Origin of the sequence: Arcobacter peruensis, from assembly GCF_003711085.1 — a bacterium.
Classification (GTDB): domain Bacteria; phylum Campylobacterota; class Campylobacteria; order Campylobacterales; family Arcobacteraceae; genus Poseidonibacter; species Poseidonibacter parvus.
In genome coordinates, this window is the sequence record NZ_CP032363.1 from 2,495,937 (window position 1) to 2,516,508 (window position 20,572).

General features: G+C 29.0%; 20 protein-coding genes, 5 tRNA genes and 1 rRNA gene. 19 read left to right on the plus strand and 7 right to left on the minus strand.

Annotated elements, in window-relative coordinates; all coding sequences use genetic code 11:
* The first annotated feature begins 137 nt into the window (after nucleotides 1–137).
* A 5S ribosomal RNA gene (gene rrf / locus D3Z07_RS12325) occupies nucleotides 138–253 on the plus strand.
* 161 nt (nucleotides 254–414) lie between these two features.
* On the opposite strand, the gene D3Z07_RS12330 is transcribed toward rrf, so the two are convergent.
* Complete coding sequence (locus D3Z07_RS12330) at nucleotides 415–915, minus strand: peptidylprolyl isomerase (protein ID WP_076088296.1); 501 nt, start codon at nucleotides 913–915, stop codon at nucleotides 415–417.
* Between the two features lie 10 nt (nucleotides 916–925).
* Nucleotides 926–2,803, minus strand: coding sequence for a peptidoglycan D,D-transpeptidase FtsI family protein (locus tag D3Z07_RS12335; RefSeq protein ID WP_122894031.1), 1,878 nt, complete (start codon nucleotides 2,801–2,803; stop codon nucleotides 926–928).
* Between the two features lie 28 nt (nucleotides 2,804–2,831).
* Here D3Z07_RS12335 and D3Z07_RS12340 point away from each other — a divergent pair, with 28 nt between their 5' ends.
* Nucleotides 2,832–4,079, plus strand: coding sequence for an FtsW/RodA/SpoVE family cell cycle protein (locus tag D3Z07_RS12340; protein ID WP_076088292.1), 1,248 nt, complete (start codon nucleotides 2,832–2,834; stop codon nucleotides 4,077–4,079).
* A gap of 1 nt (nucleotide 4,080) precedes the next feature.
* Nucleotides 4,081–5,109, plus strand: a complete 1,029-nt coding sequence (locus tag D3Z07_RS12345; protein WP_076088290.1) for a UDP-N-acetylglucosamine--N-acetylmuramyl-(pentapeptide) pyrophosphoryl-undecaprenol N-acetylglucosamine transferase — start codon at nucleotides 4,081–4,083, stop codon at nucleotides 5,107–5,109.
* Here D3Z07_RS12345 and D3Z07_RS12350 read toward each other — a convergent pair.
* Entirely contained in the window at nucleotides 5,074–5,859 is a 786-nt protein-coding gene (locus D3Z07_RS12350; protein ID WP_076088288.1) for an undecaprenyl-diphosphate phosphatase, read from the minus strand. The genes D3Z07_RS12345 and D3Z07_RS12350 overlap by 36 nt on opposite strands.
* Nucleotides 5,860–5,871: 12 nt before the next feature.
* The gene (locus D3Z07_RS12355; RefSeq protein WP_122894032.1) at nucleotides 5,872–6,519 is read right to left on the minus strand and encodes an MqnA/MqnD/SBP family protein; all 648 of its coding nucleotides are present in this window, start codon (nucleotides 6,517–6,519) and stop codon (nucleotides 5,872–5,874) included.
* Between the two features lie 70 nt (nucleotides 6,520–6,589).
* Between D3Z07_RS12355 and D3Z07_RS12360 the strand changes: the two genes are divergently transcribed.
* From D3Z07_RS12360 to glnA, 5 genes are all read left to right on the plus strand, one after another.
* Nucleotides 6,590–6,811 (plus strand): MoaD/ThiS family protein, encoded by a 222-nt coding sequence (locus tag D3Z07_RS12360; RefSeq protein WP_076088284.1) that lies wholly within the window; start codon nucleotides 6,590–6,592, stop codon nucleotides 6,809–6,811.
* A gap of 15 nt (nucleotides 6,812–6,826) precedes the next feature.
* Nucleotides 6,827–7,270 carry a molybdopterin synthase catalytic subunit gene (locus D3Z07_RS12365; RefSeq protein ID WP_076088282.1) on the plus strand — a complete coding sequence of 148 codons (444 nt, stop codon included), beginning with the start codon at nucleotides 6,827–6,829 and terminating at the stop codon, nucleotides 7,268–7,270.
* A gap of 17 nt (nucleotides 7,271–7,287) precedes the next feature.
* Nucleotides 7,288–8,517 (plus strand): GGDEF domain-containing response regulator, encoded by a 1,230-nt coding sequence (locus D3Z07_RS12370; RefSeq protein WP_228200593.1) that lies wholly within the window; start codon nucleotides 7,288–7,290, stop codon nucleotides 8,515–8,517.
* Complete coding sequence (hisJ, locus tag D3Z07_RS12375; RefSeq protein ID WP_122894033.1) at nucleotides 8,514–9,305, plus strand: histidinol-phosphatase HisJ; 792 nt, start codon at nucleotides 8,514–8,516, stop codon at nucleotides 9,303–9,305. The genes D3Z07_RS12370 and hisJ overlap by 4 nt, the downstream gene beginning before the upstream one ends.
* Nucleotides 9,306–9,430: 125 nt before the next feature.
* Nucleotides 9,431–10,858, plus strand: coding sequence for a type I glutamate--ammonia ligase (glnA, locus tag D3Z07_RS12380; protein WP_076088276.1), 1,428 nt, complete (start codon nucleotides 9,431–9,433; stop codon nucleotides 10,856–10,858).
* A gap of 82 nt (nucleotides 10,859–10,940) precedes the next feature.
* Here the strand turns inward: glnA and D3Z07_RS12385 are convergent, their stop codons facing one another.
* From D3Z07_RS12385 to gpmI, 3 genes are read right to left on the minus strand one after another with little or no spacing between them, the layout of a single operon-like run.
* Nucleotides 10,941–12,914 carry a transglycosylase domain-containing protein gene (locus D3Z07_RS12385; protein ID WP_122894034.1) on the minus strand — a complete coding sequence of 658 codons (1,974 nt, stop codon included), beginning with the start codon at nucleotides 12,912–12,914 and terminating at the stop codon, nucleotides 10,941–10,943.
* 1 nt (nucleotide 12,915) lies between these two features.
* Complete coding sequence (locus D3Z07_RS12390) at nucleotides 12,916–13,611, minus strand: ATP-binding cassette domain-containing protein (protein ID WP_076088272.1); 696 nt, start codon at nucleotides 13,609–13,611, stop codon at nucleotides 12,916–12,918.
* 6 nt (nucleotides 13,612–13,617) lie between these two features.
* Nucleotides 13,618–15,099 (minus strand): 2,3-bisphosphoglycerate-independent phosphoglycerate mutase, encoded by a 1,482-nt coding sequence (gpmI, locus tag D3Z07_RS12395; RefSeq protein ID WP_122894035.1) that lies wholly within the window; start codon nucleotides 15,097–15,099, stop codon nucleotides 13,618–13,620.
* Between the two features lie 68 nt (nucleotides 15,100–15,167).
* Here gpmI and mraY point away from each other — a divergent pair, with 68 nt between their 5' ends.
* The 11 genes from mraY to nusG all read left to right on the plus strand — a co-directional run bounded on the left by mraY (nucleotide 15,168) and on the right by nusG (nucleotide 20,491).
* Nucleotides 15,168–16,229 carry a phospho-N-acetylmuramoyl-pentapeptide-transferase gene (gene mraY / locus D3Z07_RS12400; protein WP_076088268.1) on the plus strand — a complete coding sequence of 354 codons (1,062 nt, stop codon included), beginning with the start codon at nucleotides 15,168–15,170 and terminating at the stop codon, nucleotides 16,227–16,229.
* Nucleotides 16,230–16,245: 16 nt separating this feature from the next.
* On the plus strand, nucleotides 16,246–17,421 hold the full coding sequence (gene murD, locus D3Z07_RS12405; protein WP_122894036.1) for a UDP-N-acetylmuramoyl-L-alanine--D-glutamate ligase: 1,176 nt from the start codon (nucleotides 16,246–16,248) through the stop codon (nucleotides 17,419–17,421).
* A 39-nt stretch (nucleotides 17,422–17,460) separates the two neighbouring features.
* Nucleotides 17,461–17,536, plus strand: a tRNA-Phe gene (locus D3Z07_RS12410).
* Between the two features lie 12 nt (nucleotides 17,537–17,548).
* Nucleotides 17,549–17,626: transfer RNA gene (locus D3Z07_RS12415), tRNA-Thr, on the plus strand.
* A gap of 57 nt (nucleotides 17,627–17,683) precedes the next feature.
* Nucleotides 17,684–17,768: transfer RNA gene (locus tag D3Z07_RS12420), tRNA-Tyr, on the plus strand.
* Between the two features lie 11 nt (nucleotides 17,769–17,779).
* Nucleotides 17,780–17,856: transfer RNA gene (locus D3Z07_RS12425), tRNA-Gly, on the plus strand.
* 227 nt (nucleotides 17,857–18,083) lie between these two features.
* Nucleotides 18,084–19,292, plus strand: coding sequence for an elongation factor Tu (gene tuf / locus D3Z07_RS12430; protein ID WP_076088264.1), 1,209 nt, complete (start codon nucleotides 18,084–18,086; stop codon nucleotides 19,290–19,292).
* 10 nt (nucleotides 19,293–19,302) lie between these two features.
* Nucleotides 19,303–19,473, plus strand: a complete 171-nt coding sequence (gene rpmG / locus D3Z07_RS12435) for a 50S ribosomal protein L33 (protein ID WP_076088262.1) — start codon at nucleotides 19,303–19,305, stop codon at nucleotides 19,471–19,473.
* 44 nt (nucleotides 19,474–19,517) lie between these two features.
* Nucleotides 19,518–19,593 (plus strand) — tRNA-Trp (locus D3Z07_RS12440).
* 176 nt (nucleotides 19,594–19,769) lie between these two features.
* Entirely contained in the window at nucleotides 19,770–19,952 is a 183-nt protein-coding gene (gene secE / locus D3Z07_RS12445) for a preprotein translocase subunit SecE (RefSeq protein ID WP_076088260.1), read from the plus strand.
* Nucleotides 19,953–19,963: 11 nt separating this feature from the next.
* A complete protein-coding gene (gene nusG, locus D3Z07_RS12450) occupies nucleotides 19,964–20,491 on the plus strand; it encodes a transcription termination/antitermination protein NusG (RefSeq protein ID WP_076088258.1) in 528 nt (175 codons plus the stop codon).
* Nucleotides 20,492–20,572: the final 81 nt, after the last annotated feature.

A 20,572-nucleotide genomic window follows, 5' to 3' on the forward strand; every position in this document is an offset into this window, starting at 1 on the left:
TCTTATTAAGTGTACAGTATGTATGAATAAAAAATAAAATGTGTTGACTTTAACATTATTAATATCTTTACTCACAGATTAAGTTGAGTAATGAGTATACTAGCATTTTTGCAATGGTATATTGATTACTCAGTTTTGCTGGTGGTTATAGAGAAGAGGAAATACCCAGCTCCATTTCGAACCTGGAAGTCAAGCTCTTCATCGCTGATAATACTGCAGGGTCCCCTTGTGGAAACGTAGGCCGCTGCCAGCTCTTGAGTATTTATTTACAAGCTTTTAGCTATTTGAACTTTGTTCTTTTAGCTGAAAGCTTTTTTTTTAGCCTCTTTTTTGCTTCGTTTTTTTCTTTTAAATTTTACATAAAAAAAGGCTAACCTTTCGATTAACCTTTTTTATTTTTATATATATTAAAACTTATATTGATTCTAATATTTCAATTGAAATTATTTCATCTTTTTGCTCAATCGAGTCTAAAACAGAAAAACTATCACTATCATCTGCTTGTATTTCACCAAATACTGTATGATGTCTATCTAAATGAGGACAAGGTACAAAACAAATAAAGAATTGACTTCCACCTGTATTTGGTCCTGCATGAGCCATAGATAAGCTACCTTTATTATGTACTTGTTTCTCTTTATCTACTTCACATTCAATTGCCCAATCTGGTCCACCAGTACCAGTTTTATTTGGGCATCCACCTTGTGCCATAAATCCATCAATTACTCTATGAAAGTTAAGACCATTATAAAAATCATCATTTGCTAAAGTTGCAAAGTTAGCAACTGTATTTGGTGTTTCTTCATTGAATAATTTAATTAAAATTACTCCCTTACTTGTAGTAAATTTTGCATATTGGAATTTTGCTAATTCTTCTGCTGTATAATCATATTTTTTTAATTTTTTTCCGAACATTATATACCTTTTATTTATTTTTTGAAATTATATCGTTTTTAGGTGTAAGATAGTTTAATTTAATTAAATTTTGTACAATTTCTTTAAATACTGGTACTGCTGAAGATGAAGCATATCTATAGTACCAATATTTACCTGTTGAATTTGGATTCATCACTGTAACACCTATGGTATAAGAATTTTCGCCATCACTAACAAAACCAAAAAATGAAGAAATATATTTTTTTAGATATTTCCCACCTCTTGCAATTTGTGCTGTACCAGTTTTCCCACCAATTTCAAGACCTTCTATTTTTGCAGCTTTTCCTGTTCCTTCTTCAACAGTTTGTATTAATAGTTTTTTCATTCTAAGAGCAGTTTCTTTTGAAATCACTTTTTCAGGTTTGTTGTCATAAGCTTTATACTTACTATTGTCATGTAATAAGTGTGAAACTATTTTTGGTGTAGACATATATCCTTCGCTATTAAAAACTGTATAGGCTTTCATCATTTGCATAAATGTTGCTGTAATACCTTGTCCGTAAGAATCTGTAGCTTTAAAAATATTATCTTCTTTATCTCTATCTCCAGCTGAATATTGTCTTACACTATGAATCACTCCTTTTTTCTCATATGGCAAGTCTATTCCTGTTTTTCTAGCTAAACCAAATCTTTTATAACCTTCATAAAACTCTGGACCTGTTAATCTTTGAGCAATCTTTAATGTACCAATATTAGAAGAGTAAATTACAACATCTTTTAATGTTAAGTAGTGTTTTTTAAATCTATGATCATCACCAATCGTATATCGGCCTAATTTATATTTACCTTTTGGAAATTCACCTTTACTATTTGCTTTACCTTTTGTATTATATGCAAAAAAGAGTTCATTTTTTTTAATTCTATTTTTATCCATTACAAGTGATATCGAGATTGGTTTGACAATTGAACCTGGTTCAAATTGATATTCTATTGCATTTACATTTAATGATGGTATATCTTTTTGTCTAATTTTCTCTGGGTTAAATCTATTAGAACTTGCAAGTGTTAAAACTTCACCTGTTTTACTATTCATTATTGATACCATTATTTCATCTGCACTTAGTTTCTTTTTATGAACATCAAGTGTTAATTCATTGTTTTTTTGCAGTTTAAGTGGAATATTTAAGTTTAGAGTAGCTCCATCAATTCTTTTCCTAATTACTGAGTCTTTATCAAATGCAATATATGAAAGAACATCTCTATTTCCTTGTAAGATGCCATCTTTTGATTCATTTAAAACTTTATTGTAACTTTTTTCTAAACCTTTAATTCCTTTTACTTTTGTTGTTCCTTCTTTACTCTCAAATTTTGATATATACCCAATTACTGGAGTTAGCGTTTCTTCGTAGGAGAAAAGTCTTTTTTCTCCACTTTCTCTAATACTCAAACCTCTTAAGATTTTTCCACCTTTAACTTTTCTTGAAATAAAAACATCAAGACGTCTAAGTTTAAATGCAAGTTCTTTTAAGTTTTTAGCTGTTCTTGAATCAATACTATAAGATAATACTAAATTCCCAGGTTTATTTTTAGCTTTTTGTAGTTTCTTCTTTAATTTTTTATATGGAATTTTGCTATAAATTGAAAATAGTTGCAAAAAGAGTTCTTTTTTATCTTCTGATAAATGTCTAGTATCAATTGAGGCCTTATAAAGTTTCTTAGAAGATGCAATTTTGAAATTATCAGAACTTACAATATCACCACGCACAGATAGTTCTTTTTTTTCACTCTGAAGAGTCGGCATGTGCCTATATTCAGTTATTGTTCTAAATACTGAAATAATTAGTATTAACAAAAATAAGAAAATAATCATAAATAATATTGCTATTTTCTTTGTTTTATTTATTTTTTCGATTTTGTTTGAAGACATCTTTATCCATAATATTATATAATAAGATATGTATTCTAACAAAAATAAGATTAAAGCACTAAAAAATAATTTAAATTGTCAACAAGCTGACTATCCTTTACTTATTTTAGTATCTTTATTAATTTCATTAAGCGTTGTTTTCTCCTATTCTTTAAGTATTTATACTGTTGAATATTATGGATATAGTCAATTTCATTTTTTTATTAGACAAGCTATGGTTGCTGTTGTTGCAATACTTATAATGTGGTCTTTTTCATTAATTCATCCTGATAAATTAGTAGGAAAAGTGGGAATGAGTTTATTTTTACTATTTTTCTTTCTTATGGCAATAATGCCAGCTCTTCCAGCCTCAATGGTAACAGCATCAGGAGGTGCAAACAGATGGATAAGAATGCCTGGTTTTTCTTTGTCTCCTGTAGAGTTTTTCAAAATAGGTTTTATATATTTTCTATCATGGTCTTTTCATAGAAAAGTTATGGACCAACCTAAAAAAATTGGCTTAAAAAAAGAGTCATTACTTTTAGCACCATATTTTTTAACATTTTTTGCTGTTGTATTTATTGTGGCTTTTTTACAAAAAGATTTAGGTCAAGTTGTTCTTTTAGGAATAATATTAGTTGTTCTTTTAATTTTTGCAAATAGGTCTTTTAAAATATTTCTAGTTTTAGGAGCGGGAGCACTTTTAGGTTTAGTTGGATTGATTCTTGCGGCTCCTCATAGAATTCAGAGAATTTATTCTTGGTGGGCTATGGTTCAAGATGGTATTTTATCTGTACTACCTTCTTGGGCTGAATCATATTTAAGAATTGATGAACTACCTGAACCTTATCAGGTTTCACATTCTTTAAATGCAATGCATAATGGAAGTTTTTTAGGTCAAGGTATTTCAAATGGCGATATTAAAGTTGGATTTTTATCTGAAGTTCATACAGATTTTGTTTTAGCAGGTATTACTGAAGAAGTTGGACTTCTTGGATTAATGTGTATTATTGGAATAATGTTTTCTATAATTTGGAGAATATTTAGAATAAGTAGACGTGTTAAAAATCCTATTTATCATCTTTTTACATTAGGAATTGCTTTAATGATAATAATCGCATTTTTAATCAATTCTTATGGAATATCAGGAATGATACCAATTAAAGGTATTGCAGTACCTCTTCTTTCTTATGGTGGTTCTTCTATGCTATCCATGTCTATTGCTATTGGTTTAGTTTTATCCATAAGTAGAGTTGTAAGTGATGAAGATATAAAAATAAATGAGAAAAAGGTATAAAATGAGAGGAAGTGTTGTAGTAACTGGAGGAGGTACAGGTGGACATTTAAAAGTTGCTGATGCTTTTGTTGATGAATTTAATAAAAGAGGTATACCTGTAATATTTATTGGCTCTTCAAATGGTCAAGATAAACAATGGTTTGAGAATGATAAGAGGTTTAAAAAAACATATTTTCTAGATACAAAAGGTGTAGTAAATAAAAATGCACTTGGAAAAGTAAAATCATTATTTAATATTCTTTCTAAAACTGCTTATTGCTTAGGTTTATTTACAAAATATAATGTAAAAACTGTTATCTCTGTTGGTGGTTTTTCAGCAGCAGCTGCTACATTTGCTTCAATTGCAAAGCTGGATTGTAAGCTTTATATTCATGAACAAAACTCTGTAATGGGAAGTTTAAATAAGCTTACTTCAAAATTTGCTACTGAAGTTTTTTCTTCTTTTTTAAAAAGTTCTAAAATTAAAGATTATCCTGTTTCTCAAGAGTTCTTTGAATTAGGTAGAATTAGAGAAGAAGTTAAAACAATAGCATTTTTTGGTGGTTCTCAAGGAGCCTTAGCTATCAATGATTTTGCATTAAAAGTAGCTTTTAAATTAAATGAAATGGATATTAAAATTATTCATCAAGCAGGAAAGAATGATTTTCTAAGAGTAAAAGATGAATATGAAAAATTAAATATAAAAGCTGATGTTTTTGATTTTTCTAAAGAAATTCCTTTAAAAATGCAAGAAGCGGATTTTTGTGTAAGCAGAGCTGGGGCTTCAACTTTATGGGAACTTTGTGCTAATTGTTTACCAACATTTTTTATTCCTTACAAATATGCAGCAGGAGATCATCAGTTTTATAATGCAAAAGATTTAAAAGATAGAGGTTTATGTTTTTTACAAAGAGAAGAAGATTTGAATGAAGAAGATTTCTTTAAAGCAATAAATAGTGATATTCATACTATTAGTAAAAATCTAGCTTCATCAATTAATTCAAATGCTGTTTCTTTAATATGTAATATTATAGTTCAAAATAACAAGTAATAAAACACCAAATAAAATTCTATAGATACCAAAAGCTACAAAAGTAAAATTTTCTAAAAATTTTAAAAACAGTTTTATTGCAACAAATGCAACAAGAAAAGAGACAACAAAACCAACTGCTAAGTTCATTATATTTGCATCTGTAAATAGTTCTTTATAATGCTTTAATAAATCATAAGCAGTTGTAGCACACATAACAGGAAAAGCTAAAAGAAAAGAAAACTCAGCACTTGCTTTTCTATTTAATCCCACTAACATAGCTCCAATAATACTAGAACCTGCTCTTGAAGTTCCTGGAATTAATGCAAATATTTGAGCAAACCCAATCCATGCAGCTTGTTTATATGTAACATCTTCAACATCTAAAGTATGAGTTTCATTTTCTTTGTAGAATTTTTCTACAATTAAAAAGATAATACCCCCAACTATAAACATATATGCAACTATTTCAATTGAGAACATAGCTTTTACTTGCTTTGAAAATATAAATCCAATTATAGCTATTGGTAAAAATGCAATCATAACTTTTGTCCACAAATCTACGTGTTTAAAAGTAAATTTTGATGGATAATTTAATACTACTGCTAGAATTGCTGCAAATTGAATAATTACTTCAAAAGCTTTATTAATATTTGTTTGCTCAATTCCTAAAAATTCACTTGCTACTATTAAGTGTCCTGTTGAAGAAATTGGAAGAAATTCTGTAATTCCTTCAATTATTCCTAAGATTATAGTATCAAATATTGTCATACATCTTTCCCTTTATTTTGTTAGTTTTAAAAAAAGTTTTAAACTTCTTTTTTCTTTTATTCCAATTTTATAATCAATTTTTTTCAGATATTCCAAAATATTTTTATTTGAGATACCTGTTCTTTTAGAATATTGATTTAATATATATGTTGGAATTTTTATATGGTTTTTATTAAAGTTTTTTGTGATTTTTTCAAGTTGTTTTTTATGTGATGAATAACACAAAACTGCAAAAACAAATGGTAAATTGTATTTTTTATTCCATTCTTCTGCTAAATCAATAAATTTTTTATCTTTATCTTGATGATAAAATTTTAGTGCTTTATCTCCGATTATTACTTTTCCTTTTAAGTTTAAAACTTTTGCAAGTGCATTCGATGTGTCACTTTGAAAATCTTTTTCGTCTTTTCCTGGAATTAATAATACTGATAATACATCTTTTTTTGCAACAATTCCTAAGTTTAATTTTTTTTCATGTCTTGAAGCAATTGATGAAATAAAAGCTGAATCAACTTTTCTTTTTTTAAATTTTTTATTTATAGCAGATGGGTATGATTTTTTATATTCAATTATTGCTTTTGTTTGAGTTGATCTAATATGTTTTTTTATATATACATGAAAGGGTAATAAATTGATAAAATCTATTTTTGCGAAAACCATGAAAAGGTAATTCCTTTAACTTAAAATTCTTTTGGTATAATAATCAAAAAACAATAAATAAGGGGTTAAAGTGGTTAAAGTTGAATTCCTAGGACCAATAAATAAAGAATCAATGAATCTTGACATTTCTAATCTTTCACAACTAAGTGAAGTATTAAAAAAAGATAATGAAGTGGCAACATGGTTACAAACATGTGCAGTAGCTATAAATGATACTTTAGTTTCGAGTAAAGATGTAAAATTAAACTCTGGAGATAAAATTTCATTATTACCTCCTGTTTGTGGTGGATGAGATTAAAGGTTTAATGTGGAAAATTTAGAACTATTTGAAGGTAAATTACCTGTAGAAAAAATTACAAATGCATGGTATGATAAATACAGAAATTCAAATTATGGTGCAATAATTACATTTGTTGGTGTTGTTCGTGATGAGAATAAAATTGATGGTTTATCATTTGATATTTATGAACCTATATTAAATTCTTGGTTTAATTCTTGGGAAGAAAAAGCAAAAGAGCTTAATGCAATTGTTTTAATGGCTCATAGTCGTGGTGATGTATTAAATCATGAAAGCTCATACATTGCAGCAGTTTGTTCTCCAAAAAGAAGAGTTGCTTTAGAATTAATTGATGAGTTTGTAGAAGATTTTAAAGCTCAAGCTCCTATTTGGAAATATGATATTATTAAAGGTGATAGAGTTTATGCTGAAGATAGAAGTACTTCTATCAAAGGGTCAGGGTTATTAGCATAAAATATAAAGTATTAGTTATTGATGATAGTATATCAATAGGAAAAACCTTAAAGAATTTAATTGAAAGTAATATAAATATTGAAGTTTACATTGCTAAGACAAAAAAAGAAAGTGCACAATTAATTCTTGAGCATAAAGGAAAATTTGATGTAATCTTAGCTGATTTGGGTTTACCTGATGCTCCTAATGGTGAAGTAGTTGATTTCTTGGCTAAATTTACTACACCAATTGTAATTTTAACTGGTTCTGATAATATTGATATTGAAAATAATTTTAGAAACAAAAACATTGTCGATTATATTGTAAAAGATGGTATTTCAGCGTTACAATATGCTGCTTCTATAGTAAATAGAATTATTAAGAATCAATATATAAAAATACTTGTTGTTGATGATTCTAAAACTTTTCTAAAACAAGCAGAAGATTTTATAAATAGATATAAACTTATTCCATTACTTAGTACAAATGGTGAAGATGCTTTAAAAACTTTAAAAGAAAATAAAGATATTAAAATTGTATTAACAGATTATTTGATGCCTAAAATGGATGGGATAGAACTAACTAAAAGAATTAGAAGTAATTATTCTAAAGATGAACTTTCTATTATAGTTACATCAAATGCCTCAGATAGTAGAATTCCTTCTAAATTTTTAAAATTAGGTGCGAATGATTTTTTATATAAAGGGTTTTCTAAAGAAGAATTTTTTGTTAGAATAAATTCTAATTTAGAGATTATTGAACTTTTTGAAGATATGAAAAATAAAGTAAATAAAGATTATATGACAGGCTTATATAATAGAAGATATTTTTTTGAATTTGGTAAAAAGATATATGAAGATAATAAAAAAGCTAATAAGTCATTAGCTTTATCTATAATTGATATAGACAATTTTAAAAATATTAATGACTCTTATGGACATGATGTAGGTGATGAAGCTATAAAAGAAGTAGCAAAAATTTTAAATAAAAATATAATTTCTAATTCTTTAATTGCAAGATTAGGTGGAGAAGAATTTTGTATTCTTTTTTATAATAGAACAAAAGATGAAATTGAAAAACTTTTAGAAGTTATTAGAAGAAATTTTGAAAATAATTTTATTGAAATTAATGAGCTAAAGATTAATTATACAGTATCAATTGGATGTAGTTTTGAATATGGAAAAAATATTGATGATATGCTACAACTTGCAGATAAAGGATTATATGATGCAAAAAAAAATGGAAGAAATCAAGTGAGATATAGATGAGAGTAGACTTACACAATCATACAACATTATGTAATCACGCAAGTGGTACTACAGAAGAATATATATTAAGAGCAGTTGAATTAGGAATTGATGTTTATGGCTTCTCAGATCATGCACCTATGAATTATGATCCAAAGTATAGAATGGATATATCTTCAAAGCCTTTATATGAAAAAGAAATATTAGATTTAAAAGATAAATATAAAAAAGATATTGAAATATTATTAGCTTATGAAGTTGACTATTTAGATGGATATTTATTAGACGAAATACTAAATGCTAAAGTTGATTACTTAATAGGTTCTGTTCATTTCTTAAAAAATAAAAATGATATGTGGGGTTTCGATAATCCTGAATTTATTGGAGTATATGAATCTAAAGATATTGATACTATTTGGAGTGAATATTTTGATGCTATTGAAGCAATGGCAAAAACTAATCTTTTTGATATTGTAGGACACTTAGATTTAATTAAAGTATTTAAATTTTTACCAAAAAAAGATATTAGATTATTAGCTAAAAATGCACTTATTGCTATTAAAAAATCTAACATGGCTTTAGAAATTAATCCTGCTGGTTTAAGAAAGCCAATAAAAGAAACATATCCTTCAAGGACTTTACTTGAATTAGCTTATGAATTAGATATAAATATAACATTTGGTTCTGATGCACATGCTGTAGATCAAGTTGGTTTTAAATATGAAGAAGTAAAATCACTTGCTCAAGACATAGGCTTTACTAAATGTTTAACTTTTTCTAATAGAGATTCGAAACTAGTACAGTTTTAATTTTGGGTATATAAGGAAAAAATATACTTTTTTCTCTTACTTGTATACTTTTTATACAATTAATTTAGCTTAGTTTATTTTATTTTTGATAGAATTATTATATATAAATTCAAGGAGATATACCAATGGGTAAATTTGTTAACAATACAGAAGAGTTTTTTAAATATTGTGAAGAAAATGAAGTAAAGTTTGTAGATTTTAGATTTACAGATATGAAGGGAATGTGGCATCATATTTCTTATATGATGAGTGCAGTTACTCAAGATCAATTAAATTTTGGTATGCCTTTTGATGGTTCATCTGTTGATGCTTGGCAACCAATTAATAAATCAGATATGATTTTAAAGCCAGATGTTGGAACTTCTTTCTTAGATCCTTTTACTGCTGATTCAACTATTATTATGATTTGTGATGTTTATGATATCTATAAAGGTGAAATGTATGAAAAATGTCCAAGATCTATTGCTAAAAAAGCATTAACACACTTAAGCGAGTCTGGTATTGGTGATGCTGCATACTTTGGACCAGAAAATGAATTCTTTATTTTTGACGATGTGAAAATTGTTGATAATATTAATGAATCATACTACAAAGTAGATTCTGAAGAAGGTGAATGGGCTTCGTCAACTGATTACGAAGGTGGAAATATGGGTCACAGACCTGGAACTAAAGGTGGTTATTTCCCAGCACAACCAACTGATTCAATGGTAGATTTAAGAGCTGAAATGATGTTAGTTCTTGAGCAAGTTGGATTAGAAGTAATTTTAGGACACCATGAAGTTGCACAAGCACAAGGTGAAATTGGTATTGTATTTGGAGACTTAATTGAAGCTGCAGATAATGTACAAAAATATAAATATGTATGTAAAATGGTTGCACACTTAAATGGTAAATCTTGTACATTTATGCCTAAACCACTTTATGGTGATAATGGTAATGGTATGCATGTTCACCAATCAATTTGGAAAGATGGTAGAAACTTATTCTATACAGAAGGTGAATATGGTAACCTTTCTGAAATGGCTAGACATTATGTTGGTGGTGTATTTAAACACGCTAGAGCAGTTGCTGCATTTACTAACCCTTCAACTAACTCATACAAAAGATTAATTCCAGGATTTGAAGCACCTTCAATCTTAACTTATTCTTCTCAAAATAGATCTGCTTCTTGTAGAGTTCCTTATGGTGCTGGTGAAAAAGCAACTAGAATTGAAATGAGATTCCCAGATTCAACTGCTTGTCCTTACTTAGCATTTGCTGCTATGTTAATGGCTGGACTTGACGGAATTAAAAATAAATATGAACCAATTGGTCCAATGGATGAAGATTTATTTGAAATGTCTTTATCTGAAATTAGAGAAAGAAAAATCCCTCAAATGCCTCATACTTTAAGAGGTTCATTAGAAGCATTAATCAGAGATAATGATTTCTTACAACCAGTATTTACTAAAGAAATGGTAGATACTTACCAAGAGTACAAATTTGATACACAAGTTCTACCTGACGAAGCTAGACCAACAGCATTTGAATTTAAATCAACTTATTCTTGTTAATAACTAAGAATAAATTATAAAAAAAAGGTAAGTTCATATGAACTTACCTTTTTTTATGTCTTTTAAATTATCTTAATAGAATTTAAAACTCGATTACTTCTTCTCCTGGATTTTCAGGAGGAATAACAATTTCAATTTCGGGTAGTGGAGAAACATCAGTATAATACTCAGTTTTCCCATTTATTTTAGATGAATAAACTTTTGTTGGTTTAATAAAGGTTCTAGGAATTTCAGGATGTGATTCTAGATAGTTTTTGTAAAAGTATGAAAAGACTGGAGCTGCAATTTTTCCACCTGTTTCTGTTCTTCTCATTGGAGTATTATCATCATTACCAAACCAAATTATTGTTTGAATTGAAGGTGAATATCCTGCAAACCAAGCATCAACATTTTTATTTGTTGTACCTGTTTTTCCTGCTAATTCAATTCCTGAAACTTTTGCTCTTGTCGCTGTTCCTCTCGTAACAACATCTTTTAGTATTGATGTTATTAAAAATGTTTGCTCAGGAGTGTTTATTGGTGTAGTTTGTGGCTCAAAGGTAATTGTTTCTCCTGCTTTATTTGTAATTTGTTCAATAATATAAGGTTTTACTTTTGTTCCATTATTTGCAAATGCACTAAAGTATTCACTAAATTCTAATGGAGATACAGACATTGTTCCAAGTGTGATTGATAAATCATTTGGTAAATTACTAAATCCATACTCTTCTAAACCTTTATAAACAATTCCAACTCCTGTATCAGTAACAAGATTAATTGTAGATAGATTTCTTGAGTATACTAAAGATTCACGAAGATTAACAACTCCTTTGAAATTTCCACCATAGTTTTTTGGTTGCCATTTTTTATTTACATTATTTACTTTATAATCATAAGTTCTTGAAATATCAACAAGTTCAGAAGCTGGATTTAATCCTTCATTCAGACCTATTTGATATAAGAAAGGCTTTATTGCACTTCCTGGTTGTCTTTTTGATTGGACTGCACGATTGAACATTGATTTTTTATAATCAATACCTCCTACAAGTGCTAAAATTTTACCTGTACTACTTTCTATTGAAACTACAGCTCCATTTAAATTTTTAATATATGAATCATTATCAATCTTTTTAGTTTTCTTCCTTATTGCTAAATCTCTTTTTACAGCTTCTTTATGTGAGTTGTTTAATGCTTTTTGCGCTATTTCTTGTGCATCTAAATCAACTGTAAGTTTAATTTTATATCCACCTGATTTAATATCAGGAATATCATCTTTTAATAGTTTAAGAACATAATCAACAACATAAGGTGCTTTATTTTTTGTAAGTGTTTGTTTATGAATTGTTGGTACTTCTTTTATTGCTCTTTCATATTGTTCTTTATTAATCCAACCAAGTGTGTTTAATCTTGTAATAACTTGATTTGCTCTTGCTAGTGATATTTTTAAGTTTTTAGTAGGTGCATAAAAACTAGGAGCTCTTGGAAGTCCTACTAAAATTGCCATTTCTTTTAATGATAATTCATATAAATCTTTATTAAAATATCCTCTTGCTGCTGTTCTTACTCCATAATATCCATGACCAAAATATACATTATTTAAATATCTTTCTAATATTTCTTCCTTTGTAAGTATTGTTTCAAGTCTAATTGCAAGAAGTGCTTCTTTAATTTTTCTAATAATCTTTTTTTCACTTGATAAAACTAACATTTTTACTAATTGTTGAGTTAAAGTACTAGCTCCTTCAACAAAAGCACGTGCTTTTATATCTTTAATAATCGCTCTACTAATTGCATCAGGATTTATTCCAATATGCTCAAAGTACTGTGTATCTTCAATTGCTACTAGTCCTTCAACTATTCTTGCTGGAATATCATCATATTTAACATATTCTCTATTTTCTCCTACAAAAGTATTTGCAATTAACTTTCCATTCTTATCAAAGAATTGTGTACTTTGTTTTGGTGCATAATTTATTACTACATCAATATCATGTTTAATTTCTTCATATAAATTATATAGCCATCCTGCAATAACTAATCCTACAAGCAGGAAAAAGCCAAAAATATATTTAATCATATTATTTCCTAAAATCTTTATTTTTAAATGTTGAGTTTATTAATGTTTTTGTATAATCGTGTGTTGGATTACTTAAAACACTTTTTGTATTTCCTTGCTCTATTATAAGTCCATTTTTAATTATAACTATCTCTTCACAAATATCTTTTACTGATTCAATATCATGTGTTACAAAAAGAATTAGTATTTTTAAATCTTTTCTTAGATTATCAACTAAATTGATAATATTATTTCTATTTTCAATATCAAGAGCAGTCGTAGGTTCATCAAGTAATAAAAATTTGATTTCTTTACTTAATGCTATTGCTATTATTACTCTTTGTATTTGTCCACCACTTAATTGACTTGGGAACTTATCTAATACCCAAGTATCCAAATCAACTAATTTTAATACTTCTTCTTTTTTTTCTTTTTTGCAAAAGAATTGTTTATTAATTTTAGTCATTGGAGATAATGAAGTAAAAGGGTTTTGAGGAATAAAACCAATTGAATTAAAATCTAAGTCAAAATTTGAATTGATTTCTTTTTCGCAATCTAGTGAGCTTGGTAAAAGATTTAGTAAAGCTTTTAATGTTAAAGATTTACCGCTTCCACTTTCACCAATTAATGCAGTTGATTTTGTGATTTTAAAAGATATATCAAGCAAGATTTTTTCTTGGCTTTTTACTTTTAGTTTCTGTATTTCAATATTTAGCATCAGTAATTAACTTTTTATTAAAGTTTCATCCATTTCTTCTGGTATTTGTAAATCCATTAGTTTTAATACAGTTGGAGCAATATTATTTAGACTTCCACTTTTTACTTCTTTAACTTTTTCTGACATAATAAAACAATAAACATCACCTACCGTATGGTTTGTTAAAGTATTTCCATCTTCATCTCTCATTCTTTCACAGTTTCCATGATCAGACGTTAAAATTAGATTATACCCTTGCTCTTTAACTTTCTGAATAATAAGTCCTAGTTCAAAATCTACTGCTTCAACTGCTTTTTTACTTGCTTCAAAACTACCTGTATGACCTACCATATCACCATTTGCAAAATTAACTACTATAAAATCAGTATTATCATCCATTGCAGCTCTTACATTTTCTCCAACTTGTGGTGCTGACATTTCAGGTTGTAAATCATAAGTTGCTACATTTGGAGACGGAGTTAAAACTCTTGTTTCATTTAAGAATGGTTCTTCAACTCCACCATTAAAGAAAAAAGTTACATGTGCATACTTTTCAGTTTCTGCTGTATGAAGTTGATTTAGACCTGCATTTGATATTACTTCAGCCAGAGTGTTTTTTGGTGTTTCTTTTGGAAATAAAATAGGTATTGGAATATTTTTATCATATTGTGTCATAGTTGCAATATTTAATTTTTCAGTAAATTTTGTAAAATGTGAAAAATCATTACCTGCAAATACAGATGATATTTCTCTCATTCTATCTGATCTAAAATTACAGAAGATTATTGAATCATTATCTTTTAATCCTTCATAATCATTAAAAGCTGTTGGTATAATAAACTCATCGTAAATATCTTTTTTATATGAACTTTCAACAAAATCAATTGGAGATAATAAAGTTTTTGGATTTGCAAAGGCAATGGCATCATGACCTTTTTGTATTCTATCCCATCTATTATCTCTATCCATTGTATAATATCTACCTGCAATAGTAGCAATTTTAATATTTTCATCACAAATATTGATTATTTCTTGTATATATTTCTTTGCACTATCTGGTGCTACATCTCTTCCATCTGTTATCATATGAATGAAAACTTTTTTATTTTCTGTTTTTGCAATTTTTGCCATTGCAATAACATGGCTAATATGAGAGTGAACTCCTCCATCACTTAAGAGTGCAACTAAATGAATATTATTAGAGGCATTCATACAATCTTTAAAAACCTTATTATCTTTTAATGTGTTTTCTTCAATGGCGATATTTATTTTTACTAAATCTTGATATAAAACCCTTCCTGAACCAATTGTCATATGTCCAACTTCAGAATTACCCATTTGGCCATTAGGTAAACCAACATGTTTACCATATGTATGTATTAGTGAATATGGTGTATTTTTAAATAAATTATCATAAGTAGGAGTTTTAGCTTGCGAAAAAGCATTAAAATCTGATGATTCGTTATGTCCAATACCATCAGTAATCACAAGAATAGTTTTGTTTGTCATTGTTTAAACCTTTTAAAAAGTATAATATAATATAATCGCACACATTATATCAAAATGAAGGTTTGAGTTTGTTTTACTGGTTCTATAGACATTTAGACATAAATATTTTCCAATATATCTCAGTACGTGCTGGGATTAGTTTTATAATAGCATTTTTTTTAACAATGTTTTTATTACCAAAGTTTATTAAATGGGCTAAATCAAAAAATGCATCTCAGCCAATATATGAGCATGCACCTGAAGGTCATCAAGAAAAAGCAGGAACCCCTACAATGGGCGGAATGGTTTTTATTTTTGCAACTATAATTGCAACACTATTATCTGCAAAGTTAAATAACTTTTATATAATAGGTGGGCTTGTAACAATTGGATTGTTTTCATTAATTGGGATTCAAGATGATTATTCAAAAATAGCAAAAAATCAAAATTCTGCTGGCTTAAGTGCTCGTGCAAAACTACTATTACAGTTTGTTTGTGCAGGAATTGTAGGTTTTATTATATATTATTATAGTCATACAACTACATTATATACACCTTTTTACAAGTTGCCACTATTTGATATGGGAATTTTTGCTATTTTATTTTGGATGCTAATAATGGTAGCTGCTTCAAATGCAGTTAATCTTACGGATGGATTAGATGGTTTAGCTACAGTTCCATCAATAATGGCCTTTTTCACATTATCAGCTTTAGTGTATGTAACAGGCCATGCAATTTTTTCTTCTTATCTTTTAGTTCCAAATATTAAACTAGCAGGTGAATTAGCAATAATGGGTGCAGCAATTTCTGGTTCATTAATTGCATTTTTATGGTTTAATTCTCACCCTGCAGAAGTTTTTATGGGAGATTCTGGTTCTTTGCCATTGGGGGCTTTTATGGGTTATATGGCAATTGTGGCGAAGTCAGAAATTCTTTTAGCAGTTATTGGATTCATATTTGTATTAGAAACTGTCTCGGTTATCTTACAAGTTGGTTCTTATAAACTACGACAAAAACGTGTTTTTTTAATGGCTCCAATTCATCATCATTTTGAACAAAAAGGCTGGAAAGAGAATAAGATTATTGTAAGGTTTTGGATAATTTCTTTTATGACAAACTTACTTGCATTAATGAGCTTAAAAATCAGATAAACAAAAAAGAGTATATATGAATACAAATGAGAAAATCAGAGTCCTTGGAAAAGGACTTACTGCTCAAGCTATAAAAGAAAAGTTTCCAAATGCACTTCTTTATGATGATAATGACTTCAAAGATTATGATTTGTCTTCATGTGAAAAAACCATAGTAAGTCCTGGAATACCTCCATATAATGAAATGATTACAAAAGCTAAAAATGTTCAAAGTGATTATGATTTATTTGATGAAGTAATGCCTTTTTCTATTTGGATATCAGGTACTAATGGTAAAACTACTACTACACAAATGTGTCAACATATACTAAATGAAAGAAACTCCGTTTGTGGTGGTAATATAGGTACACCTCTTAGTAAATTAGATACTAATGCATCAATATGGATACTTGAGACATCATCTTTTACCTTGCATTATACAAATACTGCAAAACCTAATTTATATTTATTACTGCCAATTTCTGAAGATCATATTACATGGCATGGCTCATTTGAAGAGTATGAAAATGCAAAATTAAAACCTCTTTCATTGATGAAAAAAGGTGAAATTGCAATAATTCCCCAATGTTATAAAGACTACAAAAGCAATGCACATAAAATCACTTATAAAGATAGTGATGATTTATGTGAGAAATTCGGAATTGATAAAAGCAAAATAAAGTTTAAAGAACCATTTTTATTGGATGCACTTTTAGCACTTGCTAGTAAAAAGATAATATTCGATGAAATTGATTATAAGAAAATAAATACATTTACTATTGATGAACATAAAGTAGAAGAGTTTATTGATAATAAAAATAGAGTTTGGGTTAATGATTCAAAAGCTACAAATGTGGATGCTACTATAAATGCCTTAGTACCTTATAAGGACAAGAATATACATTTAATTCTGGGTGGTGATGATAAGGGTGCAAATTTACTACCTCTTTTTGAAGTAATAAAAAAATTAAATATTAAAGTTTATGCAATAGGAAGTAATAATAAAAGAGTAGAAAAGTATTGTAATGAATATAATATCGAAGTTGAAAATTGTGAAATATTAAAAAATGCAGTAATTAAAATAAATAAAAATCTAAAAGATAATTCTATTGGAATACTGTCTCCATCAGCTGCCTCTCTAGATCAATTTAAATCTTATGCACAAAGAGGAAAAACTTTTAAAGATTTAGTTTTAGATTTAAGTAAACTTTAATTATCTTATGTGTATACTTCCACTCCAATTTAAGGAAATGGCGCGATAGCTCAGTCGGTAGAGCAAAGGATTGAAAATCCTTGTGTCGACAGTTCGATTCTGTCTCGAGCCACCATTTAAATTAGGCGCTGGTGTAGCTCAGCTTGGCTAGAGCAGCTGATTTGTAATCAGCAGGTCGGGGGTTCAAGTCCCTTCACCAGCTCCATTTATATAGTGCCTAATTCTTATTAGAATAACACTAAACGAAACAATAATTTTCAACGGGAAGGTTGGAGAGTGGTCAAATCCTACGGATTGTAAATCCGTCGCCTACGGCTTCGAAGGTTCGAATCCTTCTCTTCCCACCATTATAATGAGCGCGGGAATAGCTCAGTTGGCTAGAGCCTCTGCCTTCCAAGCAGATTGTCGCGAGTTCGAGTCTCGTTTCCCGCTCCATTAATTTATTGATTATTGGGAGCTTAGTTTTAAGCACAAATTTTATAACTCTTTATAAATATTTATCCCACTAAGTTTTTTTTTAGTATTAATTTAATATAATACACGCACAAATTTTACAGATACTTAAATATTTGTAACTATAATAATAAATCCCCTCTGAATAGAGAAGCTAGTGGGCTTATCTACTCAGAGGGCAACAACCTAAAAACTAGAAGGAAAATTCTATGGCAAAAGAAAAATTCGAACGAAGTAAACCGCACGTAAATATCGGTACTATTGGTCACGTTGATCATGGTAAAACTACATTAACAGCAGCTATCTCAGCAGTTTTAACTAACGCGATGGGTGGAGAAATGATGGATTACGATCAAATCGATAATGCACCAGAAGAAAGAGAAAGAGGAATTACTATTGCTACTTCTCACATTGAGTATGAAACAGCTACTAGACACTACGCTCACGTAGATTGTCCAGGTCACGCCGATTATGTTAAGAACATGATTACTGGTGCTGCACAAATGGATGGAGCTATCTTAGTTATCGCTGCTACTGATGGACCTATGGCACAAACTAGAGAGCATATCTTATTATCTAAGCAAGTAGGTGTTCCTTACATTGTTATCTTCATGAACAAAGAAGATCAATTAGATGACGAAGATAAAGAAGAAATGTTAGAATTAGTTGAAATGGAAATTAGAGAATTACTTTCTGATTACGATTTCCCAGGTGACGATACTCCAATCATCGCTGGATCTGCATTCCAAGCATTAGAAGAAGCTAAAGCTGGAACAAATGGACCATGGTCTGCAAAAATTATGGAATTAATGGATGCTGTTGATTCTTACATCCCAACTCCAGTAAGAGATACTGATAAAGATTTCTTAATGCCTGTTGAAGATGTTTTCTCAATCTCTGGAAGAGGTACAGTTGTAACTGGTGCTATTTCTAAAGGTAGAATTAACTTAGGTGATCAAATTGAAATCGTAGGTTTAAAAGACACTCAAACTACTACTGTAACTGGTGTTGAAATGTTTAGAAAAGAAATGGAATATGCAGAAGCTGGTGATAATGCTGGTATCTTAATTAGAGGTATTAAAAAAGAAGACGTTCAAAGAGGACAAGTTCTTATTAAGCCAGGTACAATTACTCCACATACTGAATTCAGATGTGAAGTGTATATCCTTTCTAAAGAAGAGGGTGGTAGACATACTCCATTCTTCTCTGGATACAGACCACAATTCTATGTAAGAACAACTGACGTAACTGGTTCTTGTACTCTTCCTGAAGGTACTGAAATGGTTATGCCTGGTGATAACGTTGAAATGACAGTAGCATTAGTTGCTCCTATCGCTCTTGAAAAGGGAACACAGTTCGCTATTAGAGAAGGTGGAAGAACTGTTGGTGCTGGTGTTGTTGCTGAAATCCTTAAGTAAGGATTGATTTATGGCAAGCGGAACTAGAATCAAAATTGGATTAAAATGTCAAGAGTGTGGTGATATTAACTACACTACTATGAAAAACCCTAAGACTCATACTGAAAAGTTTGAGACTAAGAAATATAGTCCAAGATTAAAAAAACATACTTTACACAAAGAAGTAAAATTAAAGTCATAAGACTTTAGGAAGAAGCACTTAGCTTCTTCCATTTAAATTAAATTAGGTCAGTAGCTCCAATGGTAGAGCGCCGGATTCCAAATCCGACGGTTGTGGGTTCGAGTCCCTCCTGGCCTGCCATTTTTTTATACAAAAATCCCATCACACTTTATTTATAAAAAATATTATATAAGCTAGTTCAAAGTTTATTTAGATATAATTCCCGTCCTATTAAAGATTTAAAATTTTTTTAAAAGTAGTCTCAACTTTTTTTAAAAGAATTTAAAAGCTTATTATTATTTTATCCGGAGTCAATAGTGAATAAATTAAAAACATATTATAAAAATGCAAAAGAAGAACTGTTTAAAGTAATTTTCCCAATTAAAGAACAAATTAGATCAGCATATCTTTCAGTATTTATAGTTGTAACAGTTATATCTTTATTTTTAGCTCTTATTGATGCGGTAATGTCATTAAGCTTATCTTCTATAATGAACTAAGGAATAATATAATGGCACACAAATGGTACGCAATTCAAACTTACTCTGGTAGTGAACTAGCAGTAAAAAGAGCTTTAATTCAATTATCAGAAGAAATGGCTGATGGTAAAATAGCTGAAGTATTAGTTCCAACAGAAGATCTAATTGAAGTTAAAAAAGGTAAAAAGTCGATTGTTGAAAGACCTTTATATCCTGCTTATGCATTTGCAAAAATTGATTTAGATACTGCACTATGGCATGGAATTCAGGCAATGCCAAAAGTTGGAAGATTCATTGGCGAATCGAAAAAACCAACACCATTATCTGAAAAAGATATTACAGCTATTTTAGATAAAGTTAATAATAGAGCAGCTGCAAAACCAAAAGTTTCATTTGATGAAGGTGAAATGGTAAGAGTTAATGAAGGTCCATTTGCGAACTTCAATGGTATTGTTGAAGACTTTGACATGGCATCGGGAATATTAAAATTAAATGTTTCAATTTTCGGAAGAAATACTCCAGTTGAAATTTCATATACACAAGTTGAAAGAGTAGTATAATTATTACTCTTTAGGCATTAGGCAAAAAAACTTCGCTTCCAATAGAGTTTTTTTGCCTAATGCCTAATCATTAAAAATCAT